The following is a 21,054-nucleotide window of genomic DNA, read 5'->3' as shown; positions in this document are numbered from 1 at the left end:
TGGCGCGCCTCACACCCTCACGCACCCATGACCCACCGACACGTCTCCCTCCCAGCGTCGCGCAGCCCCCGCGCGCGGCACCACCGCTCCCTCGCTTGCCTCGCGGCCACGGCGTTGCTCAGCAGCGCGTGCGCGTCGAGCGCGCCGCGCGGCACCACGCCCGCCCCCGCCACCGAGGACGCGCCGCGCACCTCGCCTCTGATGCGGCATGCGCGGGTCGAGGCGGGTCCGCACGCGTTCCTCGAGGCCCCCGTCACCAGCTTCGGCGCCGCAGCCCTCGGTGAGCACCTCTACGTGCTCGGGGGCTATCGCGGCGAGTCGCACCACTACGTCGCGTCGGGCCAGAGCAGCAGCCTGCGCCGCCTGAACGTGCGCACGGGCGAGTGGGAGGACCTCGAGGGTCTCGCGCGGGGCCTGCAGAGCGCGGCGCTCGTGGCGCACGAAGGCGGCGTCGTGCGCGTGGGCGGCCTCTACGCGGTGACCACTCCGGGTGAGGACGACAGGTTGCGGTCCACCGACGAGGTGGCGCGCTACGACGTCGCCACCAACCGCTGGAGCGCGCTGCCGTCCCTGCCCGCGCCCCGCTCCAGCCACATGGCGGCTGTGCTGGACGGCGTGCTGTACGTCGCGGGCGGCTGGGACCTCGACGGCGACCCCGCGACCGCCGCGTGGGCCACCACCATCGAGGCGCTGGACCTCGCCGATGTCGACGCTGGCTGGCGCTCGCTGCCCGCGCCCTTCCGCGTGCGCGGCCTGGGCGTCGCGGCCGTGGGGGAGCAGCTGGTGGTGGTCGGCGGCATGGACCCGAACGGCGTGCCGCAGCGTGGGACGCACCTCTTCGACCCCGCGAGCGGCGCGTGGCGTCGAGGGCCCGAGCTGCCCGCCTCGCCCTTTGGTGCCGCCGCCGCGGCGCTCGACGGTGAGTTGGTGGTGACGGGCATGGACGGCGTCGTGCACCTCTATCGGCCTGCAGCTCCGGGTCAGCCCGAGGAGGGCGCGTGGCGCGCTGCGGGCAGCGTGCTCTTCCCGCGCTTCTTCCACCAGAACGTGGCCGTGCTCGGGCAGGTCTTGTCGGTCGGCGGCACGGCCGGGATGGAGGTCACCCAGCGCATCCCGCACATCGAGCGCGTGTGGCCTGCGCCCGAGCCCGTCACCATCTCGGTGGACTACGAGGGGCCCACCAAGAACCGCCAGGGCATGGTGATCGTCGACGACTGGCTCTACCTGTTCGGCGGTAACACCAGCCACGGGCAGCACGACTTCGCGCCAGAGAACTTCTCGAGCGACGCGCGACGCCTGCACCTGCCCACGCTGCGCTGGGAGACCCTCGCGCCCTATCCCGTGCCGCGCCAGACCATGGCGGTGCTCGCGGTCGACGACACGCACTTCGTGTCGGTGGGCGGCTTCGGCATCGGCGCCGAGGGCGAGCCCGTGGCGCACGACGAGTCCTTCACCTACGACATCGCGCACGGCACCTGGAGCGCCGCACCCGCGCTCGGTCGCGGACGCACGCAGTTCGCGTTGACGCAGAGCCCCGCCGGCGAGCTGCTGGTGATGGGCGGCCTCAACTACGACCCCGCGCGCGAGGGCATGGCGGCCTTTCAGCACCTGACCGACGCGCTGCAGCGCGCGCCGAGCGACGACGCCTGGGTCGACGCCGGCTTCACGCTACCGAGGGCGCGGCGCGCCTTCGGCGGTGAGCGCGTGGGGGAGCGCTTCCTCTTCGTGGGCGGCATGCGGGACAACTTCCAGCTCGTGCCCGAGTGTGAGGCGTTCTCGTTCGAGACACGCGACTTCGCGCCCATCGCGTGCCCCAGCGAGACCCGCCTCTCGCCGCAGCTGGTCGCGCTGGGCGAGCGCGCGGTGCTGGTGGGCGGCAGCGTCGTGCAGGGCCAGGACGCGAGCAGCACCCGCGCGGTGGAGCTCTACGACGTCGCGCACGACAGCTGGTCGGTGTCCCCCGTCACGCTGCCGTTCGAGTCCTCCCACACGCGCGCGTTCGCCTACCGTGGACGCGTGCTGGTCGTCACCACGCACGACGCCCCCGAGGGGCAGCTGCGCCTGTTCGTGTTCGCGCCGTGAGACCGGCGCTGTCGGTGGTGTGCTCGCTGGGTCTGCACCTCCTGCTGGTGGCGGGGGTGCCGGGCGCCGCCGCGCCGTGCCCCCGACACGAGCTCCCCGTCTCACCTCCGTGCACCCTGGATGCGATGGAGCTCGGCGACGGGCCCGAGGGAGGCGACGGGCACCCGGTGGAGATCGCCGTGGTCAGCGGAGGGGTTGGTCCAGGCGCGCCCCCCGCACGCGTCCTCCCTGCGGAGCCGCGACCGACGCGCGTCGCAGCGCGCAGCGCGCTCGAGTCCGGGGCACCTCCCGTGCACACGCAGCCATCCCGGGCGCTCGCGCCGCCAGCCCCCCTCGACCCGGCCGAGCCACGCGCTTCGGCCCTACCGCCTGCGTCGGCTCTCGTGAGCGGGACACAGAGCCCCCATGTGCCTGACGCGTCCGCATCTCCCCAGGCGACGGGCACCAGCGCCATCAGCGCCACCGGCGCCGTCGGGGTGGGTTCGCACGGCCCCGTTGACGGCGGCTCCGCCGGAAGACTCGGGGCCGAGCAGGGCAGCTCAGGACCACGGCATGGCGCGGGCGGCGCAGCGAGCGGGGCAGCCGACGCGGACGCCCTCGCCCGCTATCTGCGCGCTGTGCAGCGTGCCATCGCGCAGCAGGCGCAGCAGCACTACGCGCGTGGTCGGCGTAGCGGCGGCGACGACGAGCCGCTGGTGCTCCGTCTGCGCATCGCGCTCGGCCCCGACGGCGGAATCACTGGGGTAGCGCTGGTGCAGTCCAGCGGGAGTCCACGCCTGGATCGCATCGCGGCGAGCGCCACCGAGCGCGTGCAGCTCCCGCCGCCACCGCCTGGCGTCGCGCGCACGTCGAGAGTGCTCACGCTGCCGATTCGCTTCGAGGTCCACTGAGCTCGAAGCCCCACGCACGGATCTTCGGAGCGGCTCAGAAGCGCGTGTTGCGCCGCACGCAGAAGAGGTCCGGCCCCGGGTCTGGCCCGTCGACGCAGTCGTAGTTGGTCGGGCACGCGCTCGTGAAGCAGGGCATGCGGCACACCGAGAGCTGCGCGCACACCTCACGTGTCGGCGCCTCGTCGCAGTCGGTGTAGTTGATGGTCCCAGCGCAGTCCGCGTAGAACTCGCACTCGGTCACGGCCTCGCACGCGGCCTCCGTGGTGAGCGCGTCGCAGTCCGGCGGCTGCCCGTTGATGACGACGTCCTGTCGGAGAGCGCAGAAGCCCGTGCCGGTCAAGCTGCAGCCCGACAGCGCGGTACAGTGCTCGCTGACCTGCACGTTCTCGCAGCTGGGCACGAAGCTGCCCTCGCACACGGGCTCGCCGCCGAGGTCCACGGGCCCCATCCCCTGGTCACCGCCGCCACCCAGGTCGCCGCTGCCTTGGTCCTGCGCGCCCCCATCGCGCGCGCCCCCGTCGGGCGTGGGCCCGGTCTCGTCCCCGCACCCTGCGAGCCCCATGGCCAGCAGGAGGACGCTTGCCGACAGGCGCGCACAAAGCACCGCGTCGGTGCGGGTCGAGCGGGTCGAGCGGGTCGTGCGGGTCGTGTGCGTGGGATGGAGGGACTTCGGCATGGGTCGATGGTGGGTGCGCGCGCTCACCCCCGGTATCGGAATTTTTCCGCCGTTCAGTGCGGGAAGAGATGCGACGCGGGCTCGTATCTCCCGAAATAAATCACCCGCTTCCGAGCCTCGTGGCGCAGCCCCTCCATACCGGAATCATTCCGATGGATGCGCGCGCTCCATCGGCCAATGCTCGGTGCTTCGACTCCCGAGGACCCATGTCACGCATTACCCGTCGCTCTCGCATCCCTGCCCACACCCTCGCGCTGGCCCTGGTGCTCGCGCACGCGCCCGGGTGTGGCGAATCGGACGGCACCCCCAACCCCGATGGTGGCCCCGGGGGCATGGACCTCGGCGGCGCATCCAACGTGTGTGTCGGGGGCGGAAGCTGCGCCGACTTCGACGACACGCAGTGCATGTCTGCTGAACTACTCGGTCTGAGCTGTACGAGTGTGCGCGGAGATGGCTGCGACTTCGGCGGGTTGATGATCGGCCAGCCCAGCGACCCCGGCTGCAGCGCAGAGGACAACCTCAACGACTGCGTGGCGCTCTCGATCGGGTGCCGCTGGGACGGCGCTTCGTGCAGCTTCAAGGCCTGCCACATGCAGGAGAGCGAGGGGGCCTGCCAAGCCCAGGGCTGCCTGTGGGCGGAAGACGACTGCTACTTCACCGACTGCACGCAGCTCAACCAGACCACCTGCCAGAACACCTTCGGCTGCGCCTACTGGATGAACCGCTTCGAGTCCTGCACGGGCACCTACGCCTGCGACGAGCTGGACCCGAGCCTGGCGCCGCCGATGACCACGCCTCAGGCGCTCTGCGAGGCGGCCGCGACCACCGGACTGCCCTGCAGCTGGGTCCCCTGACGCCTGAACTCAGGGATCACTCCAATAGCTCGGGGGTGAGCGGAACGTCCGTCGCCCCCATGTCCACGTGGAAGTGGGTCAGCGCCGCGTGCACCTGACCGCGGTGGTGGGTCTGGTGGTTGAACATCTGCGTGACGAGCACCCAGCGCGGCTGGGTCTGCGTGAACCCGTAGACCTTGCTGGTCCAGGTCATGGGTTCGTTCAACGCTTCGGGTGTGAGCGCCGCAGCCCACGCGAGGATCTCGGTGTCCAACGCCCGCCGCGCTTCCCAGAGGGACTCGTAGTCAGCGTACAGCTCCGTCCCTGCTGGCACCGTCGTCCCGGCGCCGCCCGTGAAGCGCGCGAGCCAGGCCTGATCGCCCCACAGGATGTGGTTCAGCGTGCCGTGGACCGACTTGAAGAACAGCCCCAGGTCCTTGCGCCGCTGTACGTCCGACAACGTGGCGCAGGCGGCGTACATGCGCTCGTTCATCCACCGGTTGTAGAGGGCCATGAGGTGCGGCTGGGTCCCCGTGAACATGCTTCAGCGTAGCGGACGTGTGGCTTCGGCGGCCACCGGCTTGAGAATTGTCGCGTCTTGAGACACGACTCGCGCCATGTCCCGCATCGTCTGCAAGTTCGGCGGCTCGAGCCTCGCCGACGCCAACCAGTTTCGTCGTGTCCTGGCCATCGTGGAGTCCGACCCGCGCCGCTCCATCGTGGTGCCCTCGGCCCCCGGGAAGCGCTCCTCCACCGACGCCAAGCTGACCGACCTGCTCTACCTGTGCCAACAGAGCGCGTCGCTGGGCACGGACTTCAGCTCGCCCTACGCGCAGGTGCGCGAGCGCTTTCTCGAGATCGAGCGCGAGCTGGGCGTGTCCGCCGGGATGTCGGGGCACCTCGACAAGCTCGAGGCGGCGCTGCGCGAGGGGGTCACCAAGGACTTCGTCGCGTCGCGCGGGGAGCACCTCAACGGTCTCCTGCTGGCGGCCTACCTGGGCGCGGACTTCGTCGACCCGGAGCACTTCATCATCATCACGCCCAACGGCGGCGTGGACCCGGAGACCTACTCGCTGCTCGGGGAGCGCCTGGCCGACACCAGCAAGCGCTACGTGGTGCCCGGCTTCTACGGTCGTGACGGCAAGGGTCGCGTGCGCACCTTCTCGCGCGGCGGATCGGACATCTCGGGCGCCATCGTCGCACGGGCCGTGATGGCGGAGCTGTACGAGAACTGGACCGACGTGTCGGGCCTGCTCATGGCCGACCCGCGCATCGTGAAGGACCCGAAGCCCATGCAGGAGGTCACCTACGCCGAGATCCGCGAGCTCTCGTACATGGGCGCGTCGGTGCTGCACGACGAGGCCATCCTGCCGGTGCGCGAGGTGGGCATCCCGATCAACATCCGCAACACGAACGCGCCGGAGCACGACGGCACGCGCATCGTGCGCGCGCTCAGCCCACACGTGGAGCAGACGACGGAGATCGCGGGTATCGCGGGCAAGAAGAACTTCGCGATGATCAGCGTCGAGAAGAACCTCATGAACAAGGAGGTGGGCTTCATCTACCGGCTGCTCGGGATCCTCGAGCGGCACGCCGTCTCCTTCGAGCACTGCCCGTCCAGCATCGACAGCATGAGCGTCATCGTCGACGCGACGGACATCGAGGACAAGATCCAAGACGTGCTGGCCGAGATCCGCGAGACGCTGCACCCCGACTCGCTCGAGTTCGTGCCGGCCATCGCGCTGATCGCCATCGTGGGCGAGGGCATGTCGAAGACCATCGGCATCGCGGCCAAGGTCTTCATCGCGCTGCGCGACGCGCAGGTGAACGTGCGCATCATCAACCAGGGCGCGTCCGAGCTGAACATCATCGTGGGCGTCATCCCGGACGAGTACGAGCGCGCGCTCTCGGCGCTGTACGACGCGTTCGTGCTGCCCGTCACGGCGGACTCGGCCACCAGCCGCGCGTCGCGCATCCCCTGCGCCTGACCTGAGGCGGGGCTCGCTCGCGAGGGTCATGTCCCGCGCGGGGAGCGGGCTCCGACCGACCGTCCGCCCGCGCCGGGCACGCGGGCTGGCGCGTCACCGGGTACGCCGCCTGGTGCGTCAGGTCGGGACGGGTAGCACCACCGTGTGGTGCTCGCCCTCGGGCTCGGCCGTCGCCGTGCTCTCGACCACGCCGCCCAGCTGCTCGTAGAAGCGCAGCGCGCGGTCGTTGCGCACCGCGCACTTGAGTCGCAACGGCCCCTTCGCGTAGCTCTGGGCCGCGCGCAACAGCCCGCGCCCGGCGCCGTGCCCCTGCTGCGCCTCGTGGACGAACAGGTGGTGCAGGAAGTCGTCCGGGGTCCACAGTCCGGCGAAGCCCACCACACGGTCGTCCCGCTCACACACCAGCAGCAGCTCGTCTTGTGTGTCCGCGTCGAAGTCGTCGAGGGCGTAGCGCTGCGGGTCCACCCACGTGAACGTCTGCCGCCGGCACGTGAGGTAGAGTGCGGCCAGCACGTCCCGGTCGCGCTTCGTCCCGTGCCGCACCAGGAAGAAGTGCCGCGGGATGCCCGCCGTGAGGCGCCCCCAGGTAGACGCCCGAGCTCGCGCCTGGTGCACCTCCAGCGCAGCTCGGTCGCGGAAGGTCTCGCTCACCCACAGGCGCCCCTCGGGCGATTCGGCGGGGGTCACCTCGAAGCGCAGGTTGCCCGGCTCGGCGCGCGTCAGCGCCACGTGGTTGGGGAGCTCCGCGAGCACGTCGTTCCAGCGCGGCGGGGGGATGTCGACGTGGCCTGAGAGGTGGACGCGCACAGCGGGGCAGTATGGAGGGCGCGCGCGGCCAGGCCAGCGCCGAGGCGCACTTGGCGCATTGCCCTGTCATTTCAGCTGCATGACGACCTGACCCGCGGCTTAAGCGCCGCATAAGTCCCGATACGCCCATTGCCCACTAGCTTGCGTGGTCTCGAAGGCCGCGGTGCGGCCAGTGACAGCAGTGAGGCCCGCAAGCGGGTGATTGGAGTCTCCAAATGAGGATGAAGACCTGGAACAGAAACAGACGGCGAGCGGGCGCGGTGGGCGCACTCTTGTCGCTCGCGGCGGCCGGGAGTGGCTGCGGGGCGAGCCGCACGTGTGGCGATGGCACCGTGCTGCGGGACGGGGTGTGCGTGGCGAGCGACGCGCTGCCCGTGTTCAGCGCCATCACCGTGTCCCACCTGGCGGTGCCCTACGACACGACCCAGCCGGTCTACCTGGGCCACCGGTTGCCCATCCAGCTCGCGCTACGCGCCGAGTCCGAGGCGCCGCTCCCCGAGCCGCGCGAGGTGGCGGTCAGCGTCGCCCTGATCGAGCACTTCGAGGGCACTCCCACCGTCGAGGAGCGCGCCGCGCTCGCGCAGTGCGAGGTGGCCACGCTGCACTACGAGCTGGTCGGTGGCGGCACGGACCAGACCTTCGAGCCCATCCTGGAGCTGCCGCAGGAGTGCCTGCGTGAAGGCCGCACGTCCGTCGACTACGACCTGATGGTCTTCGTGGACGTGGACGAGGAGCAGCCGAGCATGGACGTGGACGCCCAGCGCATGTTCGCGTTCACCGAGGCCGCGCAGGCCGAGGGCCTGAACCCGCCCTGCCGCAGCTCGTTCGAGGAGGGCGCCGAGGCGGACGGCTGCTTGCACACGCTGCGCGTCGAGCCCTCGCCCGGCACGGACATCGAAGAAGAGGTCACGCCCGACGGGAACATCGCGCTGTTCTGGGAGCGCGCGCCAGGCTCGGACGAGGAGCAGCGCGCCATGATCACCGTGGAGATCGACCGTCGCGCGTTCGGCGCCGACCCCTTCGACGTGGTGGACCCGGAGACGGGTGACGTGGGCGACCGCAACCTGCTCGAGGGCGAGCTCATCCAGCGCGTGCGCATCGCGCCGGCCGAGGGTGACTTCGCGGGCGACTTCGTGGACGTCGAGGTGGACAACGAGAACGGCGACACGCTGGCCAACCCGCGCTGGAGCCGTCTGACCGCGAACTCCGACAACGACTACTCGTTCGACCTGTTCCCCACGGAGGAGATCCTGACCTTGGTGGACACCGGCGACTGGCGCACCGTCGAGGAGTTCGTGATCGAGGTGTGCCTCGAGTCCACGTTCCAGGAGGCCGGCGAGCTGGGCGGTCGGGCCGCCAGCGACCCGACGACATCGGGCTCCGCGGTGGACGAGAACAACTGCGCGCGCTTCCCCGTGCTGGGGGTGCGCGCGCGGCCGCCTGCGCAGGCCGCCTCCGAGCTCGGTGCGAGCGCCACCCTCTCCCGTCAGATCGGCAACAACGACGTCGGGGTACAGCTCAACTTCGAGTCCAAGTCGTTCGTGTCTGGACCTGGTGCCTACACCCGGACACAGGCCACGGCCGATCTCGCCTCGAGCCGCCTCCCGCGCATCCGCGTGGGTGACGCCAAGGCGTCGGCTGCCGTGGACCTCCAGGACCCGGCCGCCAGCAACCTCGACATGTACCTCGACGTGTTCGGCACGCGCGTGCAGTCGTTTCACCGCTCGGTGCCCGACAGCGCCGACCTCTACAGCCGTGACTGGAACTTCACGCAGCGTCGCTGCGTCAGCACGCGCTTCCAGATCGGTCCCGTGCCGCTCGGGATCGAGGGCTGCGTGCAGGGTCAGGTGGGACTCGACTTCAACCTGGGCATCGCCCACGGCGACGCGGTGGAGGGCGGCCGCCGCTTCCCTGACGCGGACGCCGAGGCGCAGATCGCGGCCACCGCGCGCCCCTACATCAACCTCGGCGGCAGCGTGAGCGTCGCGGTCGACGTGGTCATCTTCCGCGCTGGCGTGCAGGGTAGCCTGACGGTGTTCGACTACGCGCTGCCCGTCAGCGGCAGCCTGAACGTCGGCTTCACCCTGAGCGACCCGACCTTCGGCGACACCCCCTCCACGCAGGCCAACTTGAACCTGCACGTGGACCAGAACATGCGCGGCCCCAACGGCGGCGTCTACCTGTTCGCGGACCTGCGCACCATCCGCTGGTGCCGTGCATGGATCTTCTACTATCCGTGTGGCCTCAACTGGAGCCGCATCGCCACGGTGCCGCTCTTCAAGTTCGGCGCCGCGCGCGACAGCCGCGTGCTCTACGACAACACCACGCCCACGATGGTGCTGAACTGATGACGAAGCGAGGACGCCTCATCGCGTTCTCGTGCGTTGGCACGGCCCTGCTCGCCCTCGTGGCGTTCAGGGTCGGCCCCCGTCGAGGACCCGAAGTCGAAGCCATGCCCGAAGCGCCCCGCCTGCGCTGCGAGCTCGAGGCTGGTCAGACCCGTGCGTTCCGCATGGTCGTGACGCCGAGCGACGCCGAAGGTGACCGGCCCGCGCTGACCGCCGAGCTGCACCTGCGGACACTCACGGGACCCAGCGGTCCGACTCGCGCGGCGCAGGTCGCCGGCCTGATCGTACCCACACAAGACGTCGAGGGCGCGGACCAGCTCCGCGAGCCCTTCTTGATGACCGTGAACGACAAGTGTCGCTTCGAGCGCTTCGCGTTCAACGAGGCCACCAGCGCGACGCAGGCTTCCATGATCGAGGGCACCGTGCGCCTGTTCGAGGTGGTGGGCGGCGACACCCGCAGCCCGTCCTGGGAACTGCTGCAGCGCGACGTGAACGGCGAGTTCTTCGCTCGGTACGAGCGCGATGCGTTCAGCGCCACTACGCTGGACTTCACCCGCACCTCGAGCGACTACCACGAGGCCGAGGCGCGCGGCATCACCATCCAGCAGCGACGCTTCGACGCCGCGGGGCGCTTCGACGCGGCTTTCGGCTGGGTGACGCGCGTGGCTGGGAGTACGCTGCACCGCGTGCAGCTCGGCGGGGGGCCGACCGAAGTCGGGGTCCGCTTCGAGCTCGAGCGCAGCGACGCCTCTGCGCCGCTGGGCTTGCCTGGCAGCATGGATGTGGCCCTCTTCCGCTGGAACAGCGATCACGCGCCCGACGCGGTGGCGCCCCCCGAGATGATCGGTGGGATGACGCGCGCGGCCGTGGTGGCGCTGGACAGCGACGCGCTCGGCGCGCGTGCGCTCGAGCTGTGGAACGCGAGCGAGAACCCGGCGCACGAGGACGTCTACCAGCTCATGCTGGCCTGGGTGCGCGAACACCCGGGCGGCGGGGCGGGCCTGCTGGACGCCATCCGCGCGGGCGAGCTGGACCCGCGGCTCGAGTCGATGGCGTTCTTGGTGCTTGGCATGGCCGACACCGAGGAGTCGCGGCAGGCTCTGGCCGGGGCGCTGACGGACGGCGAGCTGAGCGCGATGAACCGGCAGCGTGCGGCGCTCGCGCTGGGCACCAACGCGACGCCCACGTTGTCCTCGCTCGCCGCGCTGCGCGAGGCTGCTCGGCAGACGGGCGACAGCGTGGACGAGATCGTGACCCGCGGCACCATGATGCGCGCGGCCGGCGGTCTCGGCCGCGACAGCGCGCCAGACGAGGTCCGTGAAGAGGCGCGCGCCTACATCCGCGAGCTCGCCACCAGCGACGACGTGGAGACGCGCGTGGCGGGCCTGGACGCAGCAGGCAACGCCGGCACGGAGGCGCTCCTGGACGTGGTCCAGGCGGGCTTCGAGGACGCGCGGCCCGTCGTGCGCAGCAGCGCCTACAACGCGCTGCGCGACATGCCGCGGGACCTGATCCAGCCCGTCATCACCGACGCGCTCCAGCACGAGGCCCACGGCGACGTGCGCCGCGCGCTGGTCTCGGCTGCGTACACCAACGCCACCGCGAGCGCGCGCCCGTACGTGGACCCGCTCTTGGCGCAGGCCGCCGTCGAGACCCTGGCGACCACGTCGGACGAGGGCGCGCGCATGGCCACCATCGGCCTCGCCGGGTTGGCCGCGCCGCGCTCGCCCGAGGTGCGCGCCGCGCTCGCGCGGTGGCTCGAGCAGGAGACGGACCCGAGCGTCATCCAAGCGCTCGGACGTCACCTCAGCGTGGCCGAGGCGCGCGCTGCGCTAGCTCGTGGGCAGGGGACCCGCACACCTTGAGAGTCACCCCTTGAACACGCGCCCCAAGCCCTCGTCGCGCCCACGACGACCGCCCGCGAATCGTCCGCTGCCGGCGCGCCTCTGGGCAGACGGGCGCGAGCAGGGCACACTGCCCCCCAATGTGTGGGTCACAGACGAGGTGCGCCGCGTGGCGCCGCCCGGGGGTCAGCGTGTGAGCGTGGGCGAGGCGCGTGTGTTCGGGGCGGTGCTGATCGAGCAGCGCCGCGTGATGAAGCGTCTGGTGGGCGACGAGGTCTTCGCCCGTGGCCTCGGCTTGGTAGAGCCCGAACGCCGCGACGAGTACGAGGCCCTGACGCTGCTGGGTTGGTGCCGCGCCTCCACCGCCATCGCCGTGACGCGCGCTGTGGCGCTCGCTTCCGGGCGCGTCCCCGAGGCGTTCGTCCGCGACGTGGTGGTGGGCGGGTTCGGCATGGTGCTGCGCACCGTCTGGCGCATCCTCATGACCAACTCCACCGACGAGGCGTTGGTGCGCCGCGCGGGGACGCTCTACGCGAAGACGGTCGACAAGGGCGTGCTGGACGTCACGCAGCACGGGCCGGGGCACGTCGTGCTGGAGGTCACAGGCTGGCCCGAGATGGACGATCTCGACATCGTGGCGCTGTCTGCCGGCGTGGAGGCCGCGCTGTTGGCGGCTGGGCGCTCGGGCATTCGCGTGGCGGGGGAGCGGACCCGCAGTGGGGCGCGGCTGAGCGCGCGCACGGGGCGTGAGAGCGAGCGCCCTGCACCCGAGGTGTAGCGGCCCCGCGTCCCTGCGCCGTTCGACGGTGCCCTGGAGCGTGTCGAGTCGAGCGTCCTTGGCGCGCATCCGTCGCCTGCGACACGGGGCCGCGCGACGGCGAGCTCGGCGCGTCAGCGCTCGTCAGCCGGCCCGAACAGGGACAGCTGGGTCGTCGCCCCGCGGGAGGTCGCGGCCGTTGTCCGTCGCGCGCCTTCGTGACCCGGAGCGTCGTGCGCGTCTCCGCCGTTGTGCGTGACCCGAGCATCTCGCGCGGGCGCGTCCGGCGAGGGGCTCCGCGCGTCCGCGGGGAGCAGGCAGCGAGGATCGTCGTTCGTCGTCGCGTTGATGCGCGTCGTGAGCCGCGTGGGATACAGCAGCCCGTCGGGGGCACGGGCCAGTCGCGCGCTCGACCCCTCGCGCGGTCCCGTCAGCCACGCGTCAAGCTGCGCGCGGGGGACGAAGGCCGGCATGCGGGGGTGGATGGCGCGCACGTCTCCCGAGGCCTCCGTGGTGATGACGACGAAGCCGTCGGGTAGCACGAGCCCGGCCATCCACAGCACGCGCGTGGCGGGGTCCATGGCGCGCAGCCAGACGGGCTGCTTGCCCCCGTCGTCCGCGGACCACTCCACATAGCCGTCGCAAGGCACCACGCAGCGCCCCACGTGCGCGCGCCAGGCGGGCCGCTCCAGCGACTCGATCCGCGCGTTGATCACACGGCGCCCACCCAGCGTGACCCCCCACGGGCGTTCCCTCAGCTCGAGCGGTTCGCGTGTGTGGCGCGCGGGCGCGAGCGGCTGCGTCACGATCAGCTGCGGGCGGCCGGGCGCGGCGTTGTAGCGCGGCGTGACGAGCAGCTCCTCGGGTACGCCGATGTCCAGGTCCGACCACTCGGGGGTCTCCGACAGCGTGTAGCGCCCGCACATGGTCTCTGCCTTGTAGCGCCCTGCCGCGGACCTTTCTACGGGCGAGCGCGCGATGCACGGCATGGAGTGGGCGATGACGCGCCGGATGCCCAGCCGAGCCGTGGGAACGAGCTTGCTCGCGCCGTGGGCCTCGGGCAGACCGACGTTACCTGATTGACCTATTGGTGTCATCTGGCGTACCATTCCGTACATGAACGCACTGCGCCCCCACGCGGCCTTCCTCACATTCGCCCTTCTGTCGGGGCTCCTGGGCTCCTGCGCTTCCGATGCCCCGTTCGAGTTCGCGGAGGGTACGCCCGCGGACGTGGACATGGACGCGGCCGTGCTCGAGGGCGCACGCGCCTACGCGTTCGCGCCGGGGCGCAACACCCAGGGCGTCGTGGTCGTGCGGCGTGGGACCATCGTGGCCGAGTGGTACGCGGATCAACGCGACGCCGCCAGCCGGGCGGCGAGCTGGTCCGTCGGCAAGAGCTTCGCGAGCGCGCTGGTGGGCATCGCCCTCGACCGCGGCGACATCCCCTCGCTGGACGAACCCATCACCACGTACATCCCCGAGTGGGTGGGCACCGAGAAGGAGGGCATGCGGCTGCGTGACGTGATGGAGATGGCGTCCGGCCTGGACTGGAACGAGGACTACGACCCCGCCGAGGCGGGTGCGTCCGACGTGATCGACCTCGTGCTGGATCAGAGCGGCTCGCTGCTGAGCGTGGTGCTCGACAACCCCGTCGTCGCCGCGCCCGGGACGCGCTTCAACTACTCGAGTGGTGACGCGATGCTGGTGTCGCGCGTGATCCGCGTGGCCACGGGCGTGCCTGCGCACGAGTATGCCCGCGAACACCTCTTCGAGCCGATGGGTGTGTCCGATGCGGCGTGGTGGCGCGACGTCGAGGGCGACACCCTGACCTTCTGCTGCGTGGACATGCCCACACGCGACTTCGCGCGCTTCGGGCAGCTGTTCCTGAACGGTGGGTGGCTGGGTGGACGACGCATCTTGAGCGAACGGTGGGTGGCCGACTCGATCGCGCCTTCGCGCTCGTACGAAGGCTACGGGTACATGTGGTGGCTCACGGGGAACACGCGCGATGACGTGCCCGACGACCTCTTCAGCGCGCGTGGGCACGACGGGCAGTACATCTACGTCATCCCGAGCCTCGAGCTGGTGGTCGTGCGCAACGGCTGGTACGCGCCCTACTTGGGCGACACCGTTGCGGACCCGAGCCTGTTCGGGCGCTACCCGAGCGACGGCATCATCCCCAGTCGGGGCACGCGCCCACCGAACGAGTGGGATGATGCGGCGTTCCTCGCGCCCATCGTGGACAGCATACGCGACGCGCCCTGAGCGGCGTCAGAGCGCGCTGGGGGTCGAGAACGGGTCGCTCTGGCCCTCGACGTCCATCAGCGCCTCGATCTGCCACTGGTGCCACAGGATGGTCCGTTGGGCGTCCTCCATGCGGAGAAACAGGATGCGCATGCTCGCGCCGGTGCCCACCATGACGGCCGCGTTGATGAACAGCAGCGTGGCCCACGTGGCCAGCGGCGGCAGATGCGTGACGAGCGGCGTGATGACGATGGTCCCGTCGACCATGTGCATGTTGGCGACCTGGCCCGTGATCAGCAGCTCGCCCACCGGGAACAGCGCGCCCGCCATGAGCATCGCCATCATCGCGTAGCGCGTGCGCTTCTCGGGGACCATCGCGAAGAAGCTCATGTGCGCCACGAACACGGCGGGGGCGATGCCGAAGGGGCCGAGCCAGCGACCGGACGACGCCACGGCCAACGTGGAGAGCGCGCCCATGCCCAGCAGCGCCCACGCGCGCGGAGGCTCACGCCAGAGGAACGCCAACAGCCACACGATGGTCGCGCCGCCCAGCCCCAGCAGCAGCGCGGCGTAGCCCGTGTCGCGGATGCCCATCCACCACATGAGCGGCACGCACACCACCCACGCGCACAGGGCCAGCACCAGCCCGCCGATGGTCTCGGTCGCCAGCACCTGCTTCCAGCTCTCCATGCGCGCGGCGAGCAGCACCTTGGCGTCGGCCGGCGGCGGCTCGTGGAGCAGGTTGCGAACCGTCTGGCGCGTGGTCTCGTCCGCCGGCGCCAGGCTCATGGCGCGGCCCAGCGCCGTGAGCGCCTGCTGACGACGCTCGAAGGTGTCGGCCCCGGCCGTGGCCTGCGTCTCGTGCACCAGCGCCGCCGCGCGCTGGCTCAGCCGCGAGGCCTCGTCGTGGCGCCAGCGCTGGATGGCGGCACCGTCGAGGTAGGCCACCACGCAGTCGTGCAGGTCGCGCGCGCTGAGCGTGCGCTCCGCTGGGTCCAGCATGAGCGCGCGCTTGCACGCCTCGTCGAGTGAGCCCGTGACCGGCAACGCACCGCCGCGCGCTCGCACCGCGTCGAGGGGCGACGGATTCGCGACGCGATAGGCCTCTTGCAGTGGGCGGGCGCGCAGCGTGTCCGGGTCGTGCAGCGGTCGGTGCGCCAGCAGCTCGAACAGGATGCAGCCCAGGGCGTACACGTCCGCCCGCCCGTTGACGGTCTCGGGCGCCGCGTGCTGTTCCGGGGCCATGTAGCCGGGTGTCCCTGCGCGGATGGCGGGGCGCTTGCCGCTGGGCGCGCCGTCGGAGCTCGCCGTGCCCGTGCCCGTCGTGCCCGTCGGGCACGGAGACCTGACCGTTGTTGGGGAGCGGCATCGTCATGTCGCTCGCGAGCAGCACGCGCGGCGCGTCCAGCGTGGGCGCCTGGTCCAGCGCCTCGCCGACACGGAAGTAGGGTGCCTCGTCCACGGCGCGCGCGACCCCCTGCGCGAACTCGCCCAGGGTGCTGCCGAGGGGCCCGTGCGCGTCCACGTAGGCGGCGCACGAGGGCTGCGTGTCGTCCACGCCCAGCGTGAACACGGTGCCGTGCAGCTCGGCGCCCGTGGCGTGCCCGTCGGAGAGGCGCACGGGGGGCACGTACTCGTCCACCACCAAGAAGCGCAGCCGCTCGGGCTGGGTGTTGAGCCTCGCGGCGGCGTCCACGAGCCGCGCTTCGTCCACGGGCTCGGGAGCGGCCAGGACCAGCTGGGCTTCCAGCGCGTCCACCAGCCCGTCCGTGCTCACCTCGTCGAACACGGGCACACCGCTCGGGAAGATGACACTCACATTGTGCGGGCTCTCCTGCCACACGCGCTCCATGCGGTCGTCGGCCGAGCGGGGCAGCTCGTCGGCGACACCCGAGCTGTCGGGGCACGGCCCGAGGTCGGGTCGCGGACCCAGTCGTTGGCGGAGCCGGCCCACGCGCTCGAAGCGCTCGGTGCGTCGCGCGATCAGGGCGGCGTGCTCGTCGAGGGTCTGGCGCACCGTGGCCACCGTGGCGTTGGACAACGGGTAGCCGAACAACCGGCCGCGCACGTCGAGCGCGAAGAAGAGCGTCACGGCCAGCGCGGCACCCAACACGATGCACGTGCCGGCCACGCGTAGCCACAGCTGCTGCTGTCGCCGGTGAACCGCGGCGTCCCACGAGCGGCTGGCCCCTACGCCCCACGCCAGCGCCAGCACCAGGGCGCCGCCCACCAGCCGCATGCGCCCCGCGTACAGCCCGAGGCCCACGCCCAGCACGGCGATGAGGACGGTGGGTCCGTGCACCGCGAGGCTCACGATCATGTTCTTCACGCTGGGCCCGCGCACGCGCTGCATCTCGCGGATGGCTGCCAAGTCTTTGTCGTCGAGATCCGCCACGCTCACCTCCGCGAGGCACGCGCCCCGTCGTCAGGCGCGCATCGTGGCACAGCCGGTGCGGACGCGCTGGGTTGCGGCGTATCCTGCGGGGATGGCGTGGTGCCGCGGCTGGTGCCCGTCTTCTGCGGGTTGGGCGCGGGCTTCCTCTGGCTGGGCGCCGCGGGCTAGGGCGCGCTCGGGGGTGTGTCGAGCTCGAACTCGACGCGCCGGTTGCGGGCGTGCCCGGCCTCGTCGCGCGCGTGGGGCTCGAGGGGGCGGGTGGCCCCGTAGCCTACTGGCGTGAGGCGCTCCCGGGTGATCCCCGCCCGCACCAGCCAGCGGACCACCGCGAGGGCCCTGCGCTCCGACATGCTCTGCTGGCGCACCTCGGTGCCCCGGCTGTCGCTGTGGCCCTCGACGCGCACGCGCAGCTCGGGGTGCGCCAGCATGACGTCGGCCACGGCGCGCAGCACCGGCCAGTCGCCCCGTCGTGGGTGCACCTGCGTGCGCCCGTAGGCGATGCGCACGGTGAGCGGCCCCACGTCGCAGTCGGCGCAGACCGTGACACGCGTGGGACAGCCTGCGCGTCGCTGCGCGACGGGTTCGTCGGGGCACGCGTCGCGGGTGTCCGGGATGCCCGCGCCGTCCGTCGGTCGGGGGGCGGGCTCGTCCGCCGTCGCGACCCGTGCGAGGACGGCGACGAGCGCGCCGATGGCGACGGGCATGACCACGACGAGACGTGCGCGCATGGCTCCAGGCTACCAGCGCGCGTCCGCGCGGGCACACACGGCGAGGCGCGAGGCACGCCGGTGCGGCGAGGCGCGAGTCCCGCGTGCACCCTTGCGGTGGGGGATACGACCCGCGCGCGCGCCATCCCGCGGGGTCACAGGTGCACCCCCACGCCCGCGACGATGTGCACGCGCTCGGACTCGGGGTTCACCACCAGCGCGATGGAAAGCGGCAGCGTGATCCCGTGGCCCAGCGCGACCGTCCGGCTCAGCGTGAGCGCGCAGTTGGTGACGTTGATCGGATCCGCGTCGGTGAGGTACCAGCGCGCGCTACGCCCGAACACCACGCCGAACTCGGGGGTGAGCGTGAACCCCGCGCCCACGTCGATGTCGTAGCGCAGCCCGGCGTACAGCGAGTGGTCCGGGTCGTTGTAGACCACCACGCCGAACTCCACGGTCAGCGGGAACGCGGAAGGGCCAGTGTAGGCCAGCGTGAGGTCGAGCCAGTGCGACCCGTTGCCGTTCCCGTCGAAGTCGAAGAGGTAGGGCGCGCCTGTCTCGACGGTCCCCTCCGCCGTGTAGCGCTGCGTGAAGATCCAGTCGGCCAGCGTGACCGCGAACGTCCCGAAGGAGGCCTCGTACGTGTAGCCCAGCGTGATGCCCACGTAGTCCACCAGCGACGACTGGTCGGGCGCGGCCGACGCCCACAGGTCCACGCTGAGTCCATAGGCCGCGAACGACGCGGTGGGCTGCAGGGTCCACTGCTCGCCGAAGGACACGCCGCGCCACAGGAAGCGCGTGTACAGGTCGAGGCCGACGCCGAAGGTGTAGGCGCGCGCTGGTTCTGGTTCTGGCTGTGGACTGGCTTCGGGCGCGGGTTCGGCCGGCCTGGCCGCGCTCGGCGCCGACTCCTGCTGCTCCGTGGTGGCTGGCTGCGCTGGGTTGGGGTCGGTCGGCACCTGTGGGGTCTGCTCGGACGTCGCCTGGACCTCCACGGGCTCCGTCGCGCGCGGTCCGTCCTGGGCGCGCGCCCCCACCGGCGATGTCGCGAGCAGGGCGCATCCGCACAGGAAGAGCTCGGCGCGGGCCCTGCGCCATCGTGCTGGTGTCGTTGTGCTCCACGTATGTCGCCTCGCTGTGCCCATGCACGCGCTCATCCCGTCATCACGTCGCGCAGACCGTCGTCGAGCGCGTCGTGCACGGCCAGCGCCAACACGTGCGCGGCCACCGGCTTCTCCAAGGTGGCCACGAAGCCCCTCGCGTCCTCCACCTCCTCGTGCTGTCCGGACATCAGGATGACCGGCCCCCGAAATCCGCTCGCCCGCAGCTGCCGCAGCAGCTCGCGGCCTCCCATCGTGGGCATGACCGAGTCGGTGATGATCAGGTCGAACTCGTCGTGCGCCGTCATCTTCAGCGCCGCCTCTCCGCTCCACGCGAGGGCCACGTCGTACCCGCACGCGTGCAGCACGGACTTGGTGGCCAGGAGCGGTCCGTCGCGGTCGTCCACCACCAGCACGCGACCGTGCCCCGTGGGCAGCTGCTCGCGCTGGGCCTCCGCCGGCACCATGCTCTCGGACGCAGGCTCGGCGGGGATCCACATGGACACCAGCGTCCCCTCCCCCGGGCTCGACTCGAGCTGCACGAAGCCCCCGTGGTCGGTCGCCGCCGCGTGCACCATCGCGAGGCCCAGGCCGGTGCCCTCCTCGGGGGAGCGCGTGGTGAAGAAGGGCTCGAACACGCGGCTCTGCATCTCGGCGGGGATGCCGCAGCCGTCGTCGCGCACGGAGAGGACCAGGTGGTCGCGCGCGCCACCGCCGCTGCCGGGAGGGGGCTGCTGTAGGGCCAGCCTGAGCGTGATGTGTCCGTCGTCGTCCGTGGCGTGTTGGGCGTTCAGCGCCAGGTTCAAGAGCGCTTGCTCCAGCAGGCCGACGTCGCCCAGGAAGTAGCCCTGTGCTTCGTCTTCCACCTCCACGGACACCGTGCGCCGCCCGGACGTGCCCCGCTCGATCAAGTGCGCCACGCGCGCCGCCAGGTCCTTCGGGCGGAACGCCGTGCGCGAGCCCGTCGTCGTGTGCGTGAGGAGGCGCAGGCGCTTCGACAGGTCGGCCGCGCGCAGCATGCTCTGCTCCATCAGGTCCACGTAGGACTGCCCGCGCTCACCCAGCTCCGGCAGGCGCCGCAAGAGCCCCACGCCGCCGAGCATGCCGCTCAGCAGGTTGTTGAAGTCGTGCGCGATGCCTCCCGCCAGCGTGCCCAGCGCCTGCATCTTCTGCGCCTGCATCAGCTCGCGCTCCTGGTTGCGGCTCTTCTCGCGCAGCGCGCGCTCGTAGGCGCGGTTGCCCAGCGTGCGCGCCGCGAGCGACCCTACCAGCAGCCCGCCCGCGCCCAGGAAGATGGGCGAAAGCTCCGGGCTCCACTGCGCGCGATAGACGTAGGTGACCACCACGACGCACCCCAGCATGGCGGACGGCACCAGCGCGTCCCACGGCGACTCTTCGCGCAGACGCGGCGCGCCGAGCCCGCTGGGCAGCGCGTCCTCGGCGTAGGCCGCGGCGATGATCAACGCGAACGACACGATCCACAGCACGTCCAGGTCGTGCCCCGCCTCGTACGAGTGCGTCAGCAGCGAGTGCGCGTACAGCGTGGTCACGAACGTGAGCACCGCGATGGCGGCGATGAGCCACGCCAGCACCTTCCCGCTCTCGCTCCACTCGCGCTGCCAGTACGTGACCAGGGCGAACGACAGGCAGGAGAAGTGCAGCACCGGGTAGCCGAGCGCGCACACCACGTACCAGACCGACGCGTCGCTGCGCGCCGGCACGTAGTACAGAACCGCGGTCGACATGATCATGGACGCGAAGATCACGCCGTAGTCGCCGACCAGCTTGAGGCCGATGGGCACGTCTCGCTCGCCGCGGCCGAAGTAGTAGAAGCCCAGCACGAACGGCAGCACGCAGCCTTGGAAGCCCAGCTCGCTCACGGCCGGGAAGGGCGTGAACTCCTCGAGCGCCGTCTCGAAGTAGCTCCACACCAGCATGCCCACGAACCACATGGCGGAGCCCACGCCGAACCAGTGGAACGCCTGCGCGTGGCTGCGGCGCTTGGCCTGCCGCGCGGTGTCCAAGCACTTCCACGCGGACAGCAGGCTGATCAGCGTCCAGCCTGTGTTGGCCCATAGATGCACCAAGGTTTGGTACGGCCGCAGTACCACGTCGCCCAAACCGAACACCAAGGTCGCCACCGTGAGCGTGACCCAGACGCGCGACGGAACCCGCGCTCGGGGCGACTCGGCGTGCTCGTTGGGCTCCACAGCCTCTTCAGGATGCGCGCGTGCGTTGCGCCGAACAAGAGGGGGCGAGGAGCGAGATCGGAAGCGCGCAGTGTTGGCGGAATCAGCTCGGGTGCGTCGCGTGGATGGGGGTGGTGCCCGTGACGCTCACCGCGCTGGACCTCGCTGCATGGCGGCCAAGTGCTCGAGCGTTT

Annotated in this window: 17 protein-coding genes; 9 read left to right on the top strand and 8 right to left on the bottom strand. The window is 71.4% G+C overall.

Annotated features, from left to right (window positions below):
• Positions 1–27 precede the first annotated feature (27 nt).
• Both H6726_04085 and H6726_04080 read left to right on the top strand, forming a co-directional pair.
• Positions 28–2,082 (top strand): DUF1668 domain-containing protein, encoded by a 2,055-nt coding sequence (locus H6726_04085; GenBank protein MCB9656807.1) that lies wholly within the window; start codon positions 28–30, stop codon positions 2,080–2,082.
• Positions 2,079–2,972, top strand: a complete 894-nt coding sequence (locus H6726_04080) for a TonB family protein (GenBank protein MCB9656806.1) — start codon at positions 2,079–2,081, stop codon at positions 2,970–2,972. Before H6726_04085 ends, H6726_04080 begins: the two co-directional genes overlap by 4 nt.
• A gap of 34 nt (positions 2,973–3,006) precedes the next feature.
• On the opposite strand, the gene H6726_04075 is transcribed toward H6726_04080, so the two are convergent.
• Complete coding sequence (locus H6726_04075) at positions 3,007–3,648, bottom strand: hypothetical protein (protein ID MCB9656805.1); 642 nt, start codon at positions 3,646–3,648, stop codon at positions 3,007–3,009.
• Positions 3,649–3,854: 206 nt separating this feature from the next.
• On the opposite strand from H6726_04075, the gene H6726_04070 reads away from it, so the two are divergent.
• Positions 3,855–4,502 (top strand): hypothetical protein, encoded by a 648-nt coding sequence (locus H6726_04070; GenBank protein ID MCB9656804.1) that lies wholly within the window; start codon positions 3,855–3,857, stop codon positions 4,500–4,502.
• A 16-nt stretch (positions 4,503–4,518) separates the two neighbouring features.
• On the opposite strand, the gene H6726_04065 is transcribed toward H6726_04070, so the two are convergent.
• Complete coding sequence (locus H6726_04065; protein ID MCB9656803.1) at positions 4,519–5,022, bottom strand: damage-inducible protein DinB; 504 nt, start codon at positions 5,020–5,022, stop codon at positions 4,519–4,521.
• A 76-nt stretch (positions 5,023–5,098) separates the two neighbouring features.
• On the opposite strand from H6726_04065, the gene H6726_04060 reads away from it, so the two are divergent.
• Positions 5,099–6,469 carry an aspartate kinase gene (locus H6726_04060; GenBank protein ID MCB9656802.1) on the top strand — a complete coding sequence of 457 codons (1,371 nt, stop codon included), beginning with the start codon at positions 5,099–5,101 and terminating at the stop codon, positions 6,467–6,469.
• Between the two features lie 117 nt (positions 6,470–6,586).
• Here H6726_04060 and H6726_04055 read toward each other — a convergent pair whose 3' ends face one another.
• Positions 6,587–7,276 (bottom strand): GNAT family N-acetyltransferase, encoded by a 690-nt coding sequence (locus tag H6726_04055; GenBank protein MCB9656801.1) that lies wholly within the window; start codon positions 7,274–7,276, stop codon positions 6,587–6,589.
• Positions 7,277–7,536: 260 nt separating this feature from the next.
• On the opposite strand from H6726_04055, the gene H6726_04050 reads away from it, so the two are divergent.
• From H6726_04050 to H6726_04040, 3 genes are all read left to right on the top strand, one after another.
• A complete protein-coding gene (locus H6726_04050; protein ID MCB9656800.1) occupies positions 7,537–9,624 on the top strand; it encodes a hypothetical protein in 2,088 nt (695 codons plus the stop codon).
• On the top strand, positions 9,624–11,489 hold the full coding sequence (locus tag H6726_04045; GenBank protein MCB9656799.1) for a HEAT repeat domain-containing protein: 1,866 nt from the start codon (positions 9,624–9,626) through the stop codon (positions 11,487–11,489). The genes H6726_04050 and H6726_04045 overlap by 1 nt, the downstream gene beginning before the upstream one ends.
• Positions 11,490–11,610: 121 nt before the next feature.
• Positions 11,611–12,246: a hypothetical protein gene (locus H6726_04040; GenBank protein ID MCB9656798.1), complete on the top strand. Its 636-nt coding sequence runs from the start codon at positions 11,611–11,613 to the stop codon at positions 12,244–12,246.
• Positions 12,247–12,359: 113 nt separating this feature from the next.
• Here the strand turns inward: H6726_04040 and H6726_04035 are convergent, their stop codons facing one another.
• Positions 12,360–13,322, bottom strand: coding sequence for an SOS response-associated peptidase (locus tag H6726_04035; GenBank protein MCB9656797.1), 963 nt, complete (start codon positions 13,320–13,322; stop codon positions 12,360–12,362).
• A 19-nt stretch (positions 13,323–13,341) separates the two neighbouring features.
• Here H6726_04035 and H6726_04030 point away from each other — a divergent pair, with 19 nt between their 5' ends.
• Positions 13,342–14,490, top strand: a complete 1,149-nt coding sequence (locus H6726_04030) for a serine hydrolase (GenBank protein MCB9656796.1) — start codon at positions 13,342–13,344, stop codon at positions 14,488–14,490.
• A gap of 6 nt (positions 14,491–14,496) precedes the next feature.
• Here the strand turns inward: H6726_04030 and H6726_04025 are convergent, their stop codons facing one another.
• On the bottom strand, positions 14,497–15,714 hold the full coding sequence (locus tag H6726_04025) for a hypothetical protein (GenBank protein ID MCB9656795.1): 1,218 nt from the start codon (positions 15,712–15,714) through the stop codon (positions 14,497–14,499).
• Positions 15,715–15,736: 22 nt separating this feature from the next.
• Between H6726_04025 and H6726_04020 the strand changes: the two genes are divergently transcribed.
• Positions 15,737–16,606 carry a hypothetical protein gene (locus H6726_04020; GenBank protein ID MCB9656794.1) on the top strand — a complete coding sequence of 290 codons (870 nt, stop codon included), beginning with the start codon at positions 15,737–15,739 and terminating at the stop codon, positions 16,604–16,606.
• A gap of 422 nt (positions 16,607–17,028) precedes the next feature.
• Here H6726_04020 and H6726_04015 read toward each other — a convergent pair whose 3' ends face one another.
• From H6726_04015 to H6726_04005, 3 genes are all read right to left on the bottom strand, one after another.
• Complete coding sequence (locus H6726_04015; protein MCB9656793.1) at positions 17,029–17,592, bottom strand: OmpA family protein; 564 nt, start codon at positions 17,590–17,592, stop codon at positions 17,029–17,031.
• A gap of 134 nt (positions 17,593–17,726) precedes the next feature.
• Positions 17,727–18,566, bottom strand: coding sequence for a hypothetical protein (locus H6726_04010; protein ID MCB9656792.1), 840 nt, complete (start codon positions 18,564–18,566; stop codon positions 17,727–17,729).
• A 158-nt stretch (positions 18,567–18,724) separates the two neighbouring features.
• A complete protein-coding gene (locus H6726_04005; GenBank protein MCB9656791.1) occupies positions 18,725–20,881 on the bottom strand; it encodes a response regulator in 2,157 nt (718 codons plus the stop codon).
• Positions 20,882–21,054: the final 173 nt, after the last annotated feature.

The sequence above is a fragment of the Sandaracinaceae bacterium genome (assembly GCA_020633055.1).
In the GTDB taxonomy this organism is placed as follows: domain Bacteria; phylum Myxococcota_A; class Polyangia; order Polyangiales; family Houyiibacteriaceae; genus JADJJE01.
This window is presented reverse-complemented; position numbering and strand designations above follow the sequence as displayed.